The organism is Leifsonia sp. Ger2509 (genome assembly GCF_055231915.1).
Genome location: NZ_JBUYVB010000003.1, coordinates 1,098,951 through 1,111,090, shown reverse-complemented (window position 1 = coordinate 1,111,090; position 12,140 = coordinate 1,098,951). Strand labels below are relative to the sequence as shown.

Genomic DNA, 12,140 nt, shown 5'->3' with positions numbered 1-12,140 from the left:
TCCTACGGCGCGGCACGTTTCGTCTTCACGGAGATCACGACCAGGAGCATCCAGCCGGCTTCGACGAGCATCCTGCTCTCGGCCGCGCTCTGCGCGATGAGTGCCGAGATGAGGAGCAGGGGGAGCAGGGTGAGCGCGGTGTACGGCAGATCGTCTGCGACCCGCACCCTCGGACGGTCGACGGCGGTGAACCAGCTGCGTTTCAGGGTCGTCGCCACGAGGAGGATGAAGATCACGAGGCCGATGACCCCGAGTTGGAGCCAGACGTCGAGCCAGGCGTTGTGCGCCTGCAGGTAGGTCACACCCTTGCGCACGGCGAGGGTCTTGAAGGGCTCGACCCACGGAGCCCAGTAGCTCACCCATCCCCAGCCGAACACGGGGCGCTGGGATGCCAGGGCGGTCACCGAGTGCCAGATGTCGAGCCGGCCGGTCAGGTCCTCGCTCTTGCCGAAGAGTTTCAGGAGCTGCCCGGAGAACGCCCAGATGAGTCCGACGGCGGCGACGACGGCGGCGAATATCGTCAGGTAGACGGGTCGCCGACGGTCGGGGCGCACCCTGCGCATCCACAGGGCGAAGAGAAGGACGACGGCGGTGAACACCCCGGCGATGATGACGGTCGCCGACCGGGTGAGCACGAAGGTCGCGCCGGCGATCACGAGCCAGGCGATGCCCCAGCCGCGACGGACGACGCCGTCGGCGAACTGGATGCCGAACACGACGAGCGCGAGGAGCGCGACCATCGCCAGGAGGTTGCTGTTGCCCTGGATGCCCTGGATCTGGCCGCCGTGGAACAGGAGACCCCGGCTCCAGTAGAACGCCTGGGGCACCTTCCCGGTTCCGTAGTCTGTCCAGAAGGGCAGCACAGGATGCCGGACGAACGCGGCGACGATGAACTCGAACAGCAGGGAGAGGCCGAGGATCCAGCGGAACGCATGCGACAGTGCGCGCAGGAGCTGCGGCCACTCGAGGCAGAGCGCGAGGAAGAGGGCGGCGACGGTCGTGCACCATTGGAGCGCGACGCCGATGGCGCTCGCTCCGGGGTAGTCCGACCAGGCGATGGAGAGCGTAGCGAGGAGCAGGAACAGCGCGAGCGTCACCGGCAGCCGGCGCCAGAGCAACGGCGGGCCGATGCGCGCGAGAAGCACGATGCTGCCGACCACGAGAGCGGCCGCGATCAGCCCCCAGCCCCACCAGCTGAGCAGGTTGCGCCAGAAGTCGCCGGCGAACAGCGTGAAGACCAGGAGGGTCGAGAACGCACCGACGGCGATCGGTTTACGCGCAGTGCTCATTGGGCAAGGGTATTGGACTTCGCGGCGGTGCGCGGTCGCGCGCCTCAGGCGAACGCGGCGTGGCCGGTGATGCTCCGGCCGACGATGAGGGTGTTCATCTCGCGCGTCCCCTCGTAGGAGTAGAGGGCCTCGGCGTCGGCGAAGAACCGGGCGACGTCGTAGTCGATCACGATGCCGTTGCCGCCGAGGATCTCGCGGCACCAGGCGACGGTCTCCCGCATCCGGGCCGTCGCGAACGCCTTGGCGAGCGCGGAGTGCTCGTCGCGCTGCTCACCGCGGTCGAGCATCTCGGAGACGCGCGTGCACATCCCGATGCTCGCGGTGATGTTGGCGAGGGACTTCACGAGCATGTCCTGGATGAGCTGGTGCGAGGCGAGCGGCTTGCCGAACTGCAGGCGCTCCGTCGCGTACTTCAGCGCGGCCTCGTACGCGCCGACGGCGACGCCGATCGCCGCCCAGGCGACCTCAGCGCGGGTGAGGCGGAGCACTGCTGCCGTGTCCTTGAAGCTGTTGGCCCCCTGCAGGCGCAGGCGTTCGGACACCACGACGTTCTCGAGCGTGATGTCGGCGTTCTGGACGATGCGCAGCGACTGCTTCCCCTCGATCTTCGTGGCCGAGTACCCGGGCGTGGAGGTCGGAACGATGAACCCCTTGACCTGGCCGTCCTCGGCGCTCTTCGCCCAGATGATGGTGATGTCGCTGAACGTGGCATTGCCGATCCAGCGCTTCGACCCGTTGAGCACCCAGTCGTCGCCGGAGCGAGTGGCAACAGTCTGGAGCCCGCGCGCCGAGTCGGAGCCGGACTGGGGCTCGGTGAGACCGAACGCGCCGATCACCTCGCCGGAGGCCAGTTTCGGAAGCCATTCGGCGCGCTGCTCGGCCGAGCCGCAGACGCCGAGCGCGCCGACGACGAGGCCGTTCTGGACGCCGACATAGGTGCTGACGCTGGCATCGACCCTCGCCAGCTCCAGTGCGACCCAGCCGCGGAAGACCGCCGAGTTCTCGAACCGCTTGGTCTCGTCGAAGCTGAGGCCGACGACGTCCCGGCTGTGCAGGCCGTGGATGATCGAGGTGGGGAACTCCGCCCGCTCCCAGTGCTCGTTCACGATCGGCTTGACATCGTTCTCGAGATACGCGCGGAGTTCGGTGACGAAGTCCTTCTCGCGGTCGGTGAGGAGGTTCTCGTAGCCGTAGAAGTCGCTCGCGAGGGTCTCGAATGGCATGGGTGCTCCGTTGCGGTGGGAGGGGGATGGATGCGCAGGCCAGCCTATGCAGGCGCGAAGGAGCGGCAAAAGCAGTTGGTAGTTTGGTCTAACGATCGAAAGGGACCGTCTCGGATGTTTGTGCGCATCAGCAACACCCCCCGCGACTACGCCTGGGGGTCGACGACCGCCATCGCCGAGCTCCTCGGGCACGCCCCGTCGGGTGGCCCGGAGGCAGAGCTGTGGCTGGGCGCGCATCCCGGGTCGCCGAGCGTGATCGTCGACCCGGCGGCGACCAACGGGGCGCGCACGCTGGCCGAGTGGATCGACCGCGTGCCTGCAGCCGCACTGGGTGCGGATGGGACGCGTCTTCCTTACCTGCTGAAGGTGCTGGCGGCCGCGGGACCACTGTCGCTCCAGGCGCATCCGTCGTCCGAGCAGGCGCAGGAGGGCTTCGCGCGGGAGAACGCTCTCGGCCTGCCGCTGGACTCGCCGGATCGCAACTACAAGGACCCGTTCCACAAGCCGGAGCTGATCTACGCCCTGAGCGACACCTTCGACGCTCTCAGCGGCTTCCGGGAGCCCGAGGCGGCCGGGCGTGTTCTCCGGTCGCTCGCGGAGGAGGCCGATGAGGCAGGGCGAGCGCTCATCGGACGACTGGCCGCTCTTCTGCAGGCCTCGGATGCGCGTGACGCCCTTCGGGATGCGACGGCCTGGCTGCTCAGCGGCGAGCCCGCCGTCCGGCACCTGGTCGATGTCGTCGTGGCCGCGGCGGAGCGATCCGGCGCTCGTGGCGATTCCGAGCTCGCATCCGCCGTCGACACGGTCGGACTGCTGGCCCGCGCGTTCCCCGGCGATCCCGGCATCGTCCTCGCCCTGCTGCTCAACCGCACCACGCTGCGACGGGGTGAGGTGCTCTACCTGCCCGCCGGAAACATCCACGCCTATCTCGGCGGGGTCGGGATCGAGCTGATGGCGGCCTCTGACAATGTGCTGCGCGGAGGGCTGACCGGCAAACGCGTCGACGTGCCCGAACTGCTCGCCGTGCTCGACTTCTCCCCGTTCACCGTGACGCCGCTCGCGCCGGCGTCGAGCGGACCCGGACTGGAGGTGTTCCGGCCGGACGTCGAGGACTTCGCCCTGGCTGTCGTGCACGTCGACGCAGGGACGCCGTCGACGGCCGTCGTGCTCCCCGGCGCCGCCACGGCGATCTGCACAGACGGATCGGTCGTGCTGACGGGAGACGCCCACAGCATCCGCCTGGCCCGCGGCGAGGCCGTCTTCATCACGCCGGACGAGCGGGAACTCGGCGTCGCCGGAACGGGCACCGTGTTCATCGCCACGCCCAATGCGTAGCGCGCGGTAGGGTTCTTTTTCCGGTCCATCGAGGAAGGCGACGCATGGCGTGGTTGGTGACAGGCGGCGCGGGATACATCGGCGCGCACGTGGTGCGGGCGTTCCGTGACGAGAGCATCGAGGTCGTCGTGGTCGACGACCTCTCGAGCGGGCACGCCGAGTTCGTGCCGGCGGACGTTCCTTTCTATCGGGGCACACTGCTCGACGGTGAACTCCTCGAAACGGTCTTCCAGGAGCACACGATCACGGGCGTCGTGCACATCGCCGGTTTCAAGTACGCGGGCGTCTCCGTGCAGCGACCTCTGCACACGTACGAGCAGAACGTCACGGCGACCGCGATCCTCCTCGCGGCGATGGAGGAGGCCGGCGTCGACGCGATCGTGTTCTCGTCGAGCGCGGCCGTCTACGGAACGCCGCACACCGACCTCGTCACCGAGGAGACTCCGAAGGCGCCGGAATCGCCGTACGGCGAGACCAAGCTGATCGGGGAGTGGCTCCTGCGCGACCAGGGCGTCGCAGTCGGCCTCCGCCACACGTCGCTGCGCTATTTCAACGTCGTCGGCTCCGGATCGGACGACCTCAGGGACACGAGCCCGCACAATCTCTTCCCGATGGTCTTCGATGCCCTGGTCGAGGGGCGCACGCCGCGGATCAACGGTGACGACTATCCGACCCCGGACGGCACGTGCATCCGCGACTACATCCATGTGTCCGACCTCGCGGCCTCGCACGTCGCGGCGGCGAAGCGCCTCGATGCAGGCCTCCCGATCGAGCCGGTGTACAACCTCGGCAGCGGCGACGGGGTGTCCGTCGGCGAGATCATGGCCGCCGTGGCGTCGGTTACCGGAAAACCTTTCACCCCAGAAGTGGGGCCGCGACGAGCGGGGGATCCAGCCCGTATTGTCGCATCAGGCGAACTCGCGGCTCGAGACCTGGATTGGCGCATGCGGCACACGCTCGCGCAGATGGTAGCCAGCGCATGGGCTGCACGACAGGCCGTTTCCTGATCATTCTCAGGAAACAGGGGTAGAACACCCGGGCGTGTCGCGATTGTTGCCGTCCATCGGCGCGTCGCGAACCCTCGACGGCCAGTTGAGCCTTTACGATTCGCGACTTGACTACTTCGAACTACACCGGTGTAATTACTGTTAACACGTTCGTTGACGTGGGATGCACGACATGGGTGGGAGATCGATATGGCTGGTCCCGAATATCGCTCTGGAGTACCCGACGACTGGTTCGTCGATCCCGTCAGACTGGGCGTGCCAGGGGTTCGACAGGCTGTCGACGACGACAATCCGCTGGCCTGGCAGTCCGACTCGCTCTGCGCACAGACCGACCCGGAGGCGTTCTTCCCCGAAAAGGGTGGATCGACCCGCGACGCGAAGAAGATCTGCGCCTCCTGCGAAGTGCGCACGCAGTGCCTCGAGTACGCGCTGGCGAACGACGAGCGGTTCGGTATCTGGGGCGGGCTCTCCGAGCGCGAGCGCCGCAAGCTGCGCAAGCGCGCCGTCTGATTTCCGGCGCGCCCGCAGACTGACGCCCGATCGACAGGCGCCAACTTAGGCTGTCTCCGATGTATCCGAGAGTCACAGCCATCATCGTCGCCCGCAATGGAGGCGACCACCTTCAGCGCACTCTCGACGCCCTCAAAGCCCAGACCCGCCAGCCCGATGTGGTCGTCGCCGTCGACTGCGCGTCGACGGACGATGCCGCGCAACTCCTCGCCGACTTCGCGCCCACCCACCTGGTCTCCGTGCGGGAGAGGCTGCCCTTCGGCGCAGCGGTGGCGACAGGTGTCCGGGTAACGCCTCCGGCCGCCGGCGACCACGACTGGCTGTGGCTGCTTGCGCAGGACACGGCGCCGGAGCCGGGTGCACTCGAGGCCCTCCTCGGAGCCGTCGAGGTCTCTCCGTCGGTCGCCGCGGCCGGGCCGAAGCTCGTCGAATGGGTCGACCCGCACACCATCCGCGAATTCGGCGAAGCGATGACCCAGTTCGGCGCCGCGGTCAATCTCGTCGAGAACGAACTGGACCAGGCGCAGCACGATGGTCTCAGCGATATACTCGGCGTCTCGCCGGCGGGACTGATCGTGCGGCAGTCGCTGTGGGATGAGCTCGGCGGGTTCGATCCCGCGCTTCCGGCCGTCGACGACGGGCTCGACTTCTGCGTGCGCGTCCGGCTGGCCGGCTTCCGCGTGGTTCTCGTCCCCTCGGCACGGATCGCTGTCGCGGGAGACGGCGTCGCCGGGCCCAACACCTCGCGCAAGGGACGCGTGCGCCGCCGACTATTACGCGAACGACGGGCGGCGCAACTCCACCGCCGCATGGTCTACGCGCCCGCCGCCGCTGTGCCCGTCCACTGGCTCACGCTCGTACCTCTGGCGCTGTTCCGCTCGATCGGCCGCATCGTCGGCAAGGAGCCCGGCGCGATCGGCGGGGAGTTCGCGGCCGCGTTCCGCACGGCCTTCGCCGGCATCCGCGTGGGCTCCGCCCGACGCAACCTCGCCCGGCACCGGGTGGTCGGTTGGGCGGCGATCGCTCCGCTGCGCATCCCGATCGCCGAGGTGCGACGCGCACGAGCGCTGAAGCGGGAGGCCGCATATGTCGCACTGCGCGGGGAGCGGCGCGAGCTCAACTTCTTCGGCGGGGGCGGCGCCTGGACCGTGCTCGCCGCAGCTGTCCTCGGAATCGGCCTGTTCTTCCCTCTGCTCGGTGCGAACGCCCTCGGTGGTGGTGCCCTTCTTCCCATGCCGTCGAGCGTCGCCGACCTCTGGACCACACTCGGCTACGGCTGGCGTGACATCGGACTCGGATTCGTCGGTGCCGCCGATCCGTTCGCCGCCGTGCTCGCCGTCCTCGGAACCGTGACGTTCTGGCAGCCGACGTTCTTCCTCGTCGCCCTCTATTTCGCTGCGCTTCCGCTGGCCGCACTCGGCGCCTGGTTGCTCGCATCCCGGCTCACCCAGCGATCCAGCCTCCGCGTGTTCGCGGCGCTCGCCTGGACGATCGCACCGCCGCTGCTCATCGCGATGCAGACGGGACGCCCGGCCGCGATCCTCGTGCACATCCTCCTTCCCTGGCTGTTCTACGCAGGAATGGCCGCTGCCCGGTCCTGGGCGCCAGCCGGCGTGACCGCGCTCCTGGCTGCGGCGACCGTGGCGTGCGCGCCGTCGCTGATTCCCGCGCTCCTCGTCGTCTGGGTCATCGCACTCGTCCTCAGCCGGCGGCGGTTCGCGCGGCTCATCCTGACGCTCCTGCCCGCTCTGGTGCTCTTCGCTCCACTCGTCTGGCAGCAGGCGCAGCGCGGCGCGTGGCTCTCGATCTTCGCGGACCCCGGAGTCGTGATCCAGAGTCGGCCGGTCCCTGCGTGGCAACTCGCGCTGGGGTTCCCTGACGGGATGCTCGGTGGCTGGCACACGCTGGCGGCCCAGTTCCACATCCCCGGCGTCGGCCCGAGCGTCGTCGTCGCCATCCTGCTGGCGCCCCTCGGAGTGCTCGCGCTGCTGTCGCTGTTCCTCCGCGGCTCCGCCCGCGCCGTCGTCGCCCTCGTCGTCGCGTTGCTCGGCTTCGCGACCGCAGTCGCGGTGACGCTCGTCTCCGTCTCGGTCGCGGCCTCGACGGCAGTGCTGATCTGGCCGGGTGCGGGAGTCAGTCTCTACTGGCTGGGCCTCGTCTCGGCAGCCGTCATCGGACTCGGCCCGATCGGACGGTTCGCCGCCCTCCCCGCCTTCGCAACCCTCGCCACGATCGCCATCGCGGCGACTCCCGCCGCCATCGCGATGCCCGTCGGCGCATCCTCCGTGCAGGCGACAGACGGGCGCACCCTTCCCGCCGTCGTCACCGCCAACGCGGCGAGTGCTCCGCGGACGGGGACGCTGCAACTCACAGCGCAGCCGAACGGTGGGATCGCAGCGGTCGTGCTGCGCGGGTCCGGCATGACGCTGTCGGGGCAGAGCACGCTCAGCAGCACCGATCGGACGCTGTCCCCGGAAGAGCAGTCGCTCGCGACCCTTGCAGGAAACCTGGCGTCGCAGAGCGGGTTCGATCCGACGCCGCAGCTGAAATCACTCGGAATCGACTACGTCCTGCTCGCCCCAGCCGCGACGTCGATCGATTCTCGGACCGCGACCTCCCAGGCGAAGGCCACCAGCCTGCGGGCGACCATCGCGCTCGATGCCGACGCTGCGCTCGTATCGGTCGGGAGAACCGCGACCGGCACGCTGTGGAGCTTCCAGCGCGGAACCACCGACGTACCCCCGGCAGCACAGATCCCGCCGGACGCGGGCGGCGTCTGGCGGACGATCATCCTCACGGTGCAGGCCGTGGTGATCGGTCTCATCCTCCTGCTCTCGATCCCCGCGCGACGCACCTACGAAAGCCTCGTGGCGGAAGGGATGCGCCGCCCGAAGCGGGCGACGAAGCCCGGCAGCGTGGATGCGACGGAAGCGGACGAACCCGAGACGGCCTCCGATGACGAGGACGACGCTGACGAGGATGCAGACGCCGACGAGGACCGCGGCGACGCCCGCTCCGAGCTCGACGCCGACCTCGAGGATGATGACGTCGAGCCGGTCTCGTGGCCGGATGAGCGGGAACATCCCGCCGGCCGCGAAGACGACGAAGCCTGGGACCGCCAGGAACCTGCTGTCGCCCGTGCGAACGGAGGCGAGAATGCCGAGTAGACGAGGAATCGCCCGCGAGAGTGCGCGCGCCATCGCCGGCGTTGCCGGGATCGGTGTCGCGGTGCTCGCGATCGCCGGTGCGACCTGGCTTCCGCTTCCGAGCTTCTCGGTGACTCCGCCGACTGCGACCGTGGCTCCCGTTCCGACAGCGCAGGAACGGACCTGCCCTGGCCCGCTGCTGACGCTGGCCTCCGACGCGTCGGCCGCCACCGGCGCCGCGGCCTTCGCGCCGCCGACCACGGTCTACGGGACGGATTCCGGTGCCCAGATCCGGACCAGGCCGATCACCCCCGTCGACAACACCCAGGGCGAGAGAAACGGCACACCGATCACGTTGACCGTGCCTGCGCCGTCGGGGTCATCGGTTCCGCCGCTCATCGGCGCAGCCCAGTCCCAGCAGGCCGCTCTCGAGGACTTCGCAGGAATCGCAGCAGCGTCGTGCGAGGAGGCGCAGGCGGACAGCTGGCTCGTCGGCGGGGCGACCACACTGGGCCAGACGAGCCTGGTGCTCCTCTCCAACCCGAGTACCGTGCAGGCGACCGTCGACCTCTCCATCTTCTCGGAGGCGGGCGCCGTCACCGCTCCGGGCGCGACCGGGATCACCGTGGCCGCCGGGACCCAGCGGGTGGTCCCTCTCGCCGGACTCGCACCTTCGATCGCCGCTCCCATCGTCCACGTCGTCTCCACAGGTGGTCGCGTCGTCGCCTCGCTCGAGCAGAGCGACATCGTCGGGATCGCCCCGCACGGGGTGGAACTCGTGGGTGCGACGACTGCGCCCTCGACCCACCAGGTGATCCCTGGGATGCTCATCCGGACGCTGGCCGCAATCCAGTCCGCCCAGGGTGGGGAGGGCTACGGGAGCGACCTGCCCGCCGTCCGGCTGTTCGTGCCCGGCACCGAGGCTGCGACCGTACGGATCGGCGCGCTCGGCGAGAAAGGGACGGTGATGGGCAACTCCTACTCGGCGACCGTGAAGCCGGGCGTTGCCACCGAGATCCCGCTCGACCATCTGAGCGACGGTAACTACACCGTCACCATCGACTCGACGCAGCCCCTCGTCGCGGCGGCACGCACCTCCACCGTTTCGGGCAAAGCGTTCGACTTCGGCTGGTTCGTCGCCACCCAGCAGGTGGACGACTCGCTCCTTGCGGCCGTGCCGCCCGGCCCCGGCGGTTTCCTGCACTTCGCGAACAGCGGCGAAGACGGTCCCGACGTCACCGTGAAGGTCGTCGTCAAGGGTGCGGCGAAGTCGGTGGTCGTGCCGTCCGGGGGAAGCGCCGGCATCGCGCTCGCGACGGGAACCTACCAGGTCACCGGTGCCAAAGGACTCTACGTCTCCACGAGCTTCAGCGGCAAGGGTCTCGTCTCGTCGTTCCCGGTCGGGCCGCCCGGCCCACTTGCCAAGCCGATCGAGGTCTACCCGAAATAGCCGTGCCGCCGGTCGCGGCTCAGTAGTGCCGGAAGCGCTCGGGCGCCAGGTCCCAGGGATCTTTGCCGAGAAGCTCGGCGACGGCCCGGAACACGCAGCTCTCGACGAGCATCCGCTGGTGCAGTTCGTCGTTGCGGTGAAGTTTGCTGAGCCGCTGGATCGGGACGCGGTAGAGGATGATGCGTCGCTCGCGCGGGTCGACCCGCCAGCGCTCGACGCCATCCGGACCCATCGCGTTGATCGGGGCGGCCGCCACCTCGAATCGCACGTGCTCCAGCTCCGCGGGCCAGATGCCCTTCAGATAGTCGGCGGTCGCCGCGACGGTCATGTCGAAGAGGTCGATGCGGTTGTGCAGCATGGGCAGGTGCGGCCCCGTGACAGGCCCGCGCGCACCCCGTCCGTGGCGGTTCCGCCAGCGTGCGGCGGTGGGCGGCTCACTGCTTGCGCGGCGGGAACGGGGCATGTCGTCATCCTACGTCGCCTGACCCTCCGGTAGTCTGGGCGCGATGCTGACCCGACCGTGTTCCCGTGTCGCGTGCCCCCGAGATGCGGTGGCGACGCTGACGTACGTCTACGCCGACTCGATGGCCGTCCTCGGTCCGCTCAGCAACGCGCACGAGCCGCACTCCTACGACCTCTGCGCCATTCACGCCGAACGGCTCTCAGCGCCGCAGGGCTGGCAGGTCGTGAGACACGCCGTGCTCGGTGAAGTAGGTTATGGGGCGTGAACAGCTCCCTCTCGCCTGACCGGATCCACGCCGATTTCGATGCAGCAGTCAAGACCTACGACGTTCGGGGGCTCGTCGGCAAGACGCTGACCGTCGAGATGGTCGAAGCGATCGGCGCTGCCTTCGTGGATGAACTCGGCGCGGCCGGACAGGATGTGGTGGTGGGCCACGACATGCGGGACTCGTCGCCCGGCTTCGCAGCGGCCTTCTCCGACGGCGTTCGCGCCAGGGGTGGGAACGTCGTCTCGATCGGGCTGTGCTCGACCGATGAGTCGTACTTCGCATCGGGCTACCTCGCGTCAGCCGCCGCGATGTTCACCGCCAGCCACAACCCGGCGACCTACAACGGGATCAAGCTGTCGCGCGCCGGCGCGCAGGGCCTCAGCCGCGACACCGGTCTGGCAGCGGTCAGGGAGCGCGCAGAGAAATACGTCGTCGACGGCATCGACCCGGTTGCGGCGACCGGCAGCATCCGCGAGATCGACGTCCTGGCCGATTACGCCGCGTTTCTGCGGGGGCTGGTCGACCTGTCCGGTATCCGCCCGATCAGGGTCGTCATCGACGCGGGTAACGGGATGGGCGGTCTGACCGTTCCCGCCGTCCTCGGCCAGGCGGCCGGACTGCCCGCCCTGCCGATCGAGATCATCCCGCTCTACTTCGAGCTCGACGGGACGTTCCCGAACCATGAGGCGAACCCGCTCGAGCCGTCGAATCTCGTCGACCTGCAGAAGGCGGTCGTCGACAACGGGGCCGACCTCGGGCTGGCCTTCGACGGGGATGCGGACCGCTGTTTCGTCGTCGACGAACGGGGCCGGGCGGTCAGCCCCTCCGCCGTGGCCGCGATCGTCGCGCTGCGGGAGATCGCGCGGGCCCGCGCCTTGGATCCGGATGCGGACATCGTTGTGATCCATAACCTGATCACATCGAAGATCGTGCCCGAGACGATCGTCGCCGCCGGCGCGACACCGGTTCGCACGCGTGTCGGCCACTCGCTCATCAAGGATGCGATGCGCGAGACCGGTGCGGTCTTCGGCGGCGAGCACTCGGCGCACTACTACTTCCGCGACTTCTGGAGTGCGGACAACGGGATGCTCGCGGCGATGCACCTGATCGCGGAGTTCGGTGCGCAGGACGGACCGCTGTCCGCGCTCTCCGACGCATACACGCCGTACGCGTCATCCGGCGAGATCAATTCCACCGTGGAGGACGTGCCCGCCGCCTTCACCCGCGTCGTCGAGGCGTTCACCGGTCGCGGAGAGTTCGACGAACTGGACGGGCTCACTGTCACCGGGTTCGTCGCAGGAGACGAGCCGTTCTGGTGGTTCAGTGTTCGTCCGTCGAACACCGAGCCGCTGCTCCGGCTCAACGTCGAGGCGGCGGACGCGGCCACGATGGCGCGCATCCGCGACGAGGTCCTCGAACTCATCCGCCACTGAGCCGCACGGACCGGCG

General features: G+C 69.0%; 10 protein-coding genes. 7 read left to right on the top strand and 3 right to left on the bottom strand.

The genetic code is table 11. The features are described from left to right. Positions 1-2 precede the first annotated feature (2 nt). Positions 3-1,289 (bottom strand): O-antigen ligase family protein, encoded by a 1,287-nt coding sequence (locus ACV7NN_RS05615; RefSeq protein WP_463348592.1) that lies wholly within the window; start codon positions 1,287-1,289, stop codon positions 3-5. 44 nt (positions 1,290-1,333) lie between these two features. Next, positions 1,334-2,512: an acyl-CoA dehydrogenase family protein gene (locus tag ACV7NN_RS05610; protein WP_463348591.1), complete on the bottom strand. Its 1,179-nt coding sequence runs from the start codon at positions 2,510-2,512 to the stop codon at positions 1,334-1,336. A 114-nt stretch (positions 2,513-2,626) separates the two neighbouring features. On the opposite strand from ACV7NN_RS05610, the gene manA reads away from it, so the two are divergent. The 5 genes from manA (at position 2,627) to ACV7NN_RS05585 (ending at position 9,960) form a co-directional block, all read left to right on the top strand. Further along, a complete protein-coding gene (manA, locus tag ACV7NN_RS05605) occupies positions 2,627-3,847 on the top strand; it encodes a mannose-6-phosphate isomerase, class I (protein WP_463348590.1) in 1,221 nt (406 codons plus the stop codon). Between the two features lie 44 nt (positions 3,848-3,891). Next, positions 3,892-4,854 (top strand): UDP-glucose 4-epimerase GalE, encoded by a 963-nt coding sequence (gene galE / locus ACV7NN_RS05600; RefSeq protein ID WP_463348589.1) that lies wholly within the window; start codon positions 3,892-3,894, stop codon positions 4,852-4,854. 189 nt (positions 4,855-5,043) lie between these two features. After that, positions 5,044-5,364: a WhiB family transcriptional regulator gene (locus tag ACV7NN_RS05595; RefSeq protein WP_463348588.1), complete on the top strand. Its 321-nt coding sequence runs from the start codon at positions 5,044-5,046 to the stop codon at positions 5,362-5,364. 59 nt (positions 5,365-5,423) lie between these two features. Then, positions 5,424-8,531 (top strand): glycosyltransferase family 2 protein, encoded by a 3,108-nt coding sequence (locus ACV7NN_RS05590; RefSeq protein WP_463348587.1) that lies wholly within the window; start codon positions 5,424-5,426, stop codon positions 8,529-8,531. Continuing rightward, positions 8,521-9,960 carry a DUF5719 family protein gene (locus ACV7NN_RS05585; protein WP_463348586.1) on the top strand — a complete coding sequence of 480 codons (1,440 nt, stop codon included), beginning with the start codon at positions 8,521-8,523 and terminating at the stop codon, positions 9,958-9,960. Before ACV7NN_RS05590 ends, ACV7NN_RS05585 begins: the two co-directional genes overlap by 11 nt. Before the next feature lie 19 nt (positions 9,961-9,979). Here ACV7NN_RS05585 and ACV7NN_RS05580 read toward each other — a convergent pair whose 3' ends face one another. Continuing rightward, positions 9,980-10,423 carry a metallopeptidase family protein gene (locus ACV7NN_RS05580; RefSeq protein ID WP_463348585.1) on the bottom strand — a complete coding sequence of 148 codons (444 nt, stop codon included), beginning with the start codon at positions 10,421-10,423 and terminating at the stop codon, positions 9,980-9,982. Positions 10,424-10,466: 43 nt separating this feature from the next. Between ACV7NN_RS05580 and ACV7NN_RS05575 the strand changes: the two genes are divergently transcribed. Together ACV7NN_RS05575 and ACV7NN_RS05570 are read left to right on the top strand one after the other, a co-directional pair. After that, a complete protein-coding gene (locus tag ACV7NN_RS05575) occupies positions 10,467-10,688 on the top strand; it encodes a DUF3499 family protein (protein ID WP_463348584.1) in 222 nt (73 codons plus the stop codon). Continuing rightward, complete coding sequence (locus tag ACV7NN_RS05570) at positions 10,685-12,124, top strand: phosphomannomutase/phosphoglucomutase (RefSeq protein WP_463348583.1); 1,440 nt, start codon at positions 10,685-10,687, stop codon at positions 12,122-12,124. Before ACV7NN_RS05575 ends, ACV7NN_RS05570 begins: the two co-directional genes overlap by 4 nt. Positions 12,125-12,140 lie beyond the last annotated feature (16 nt).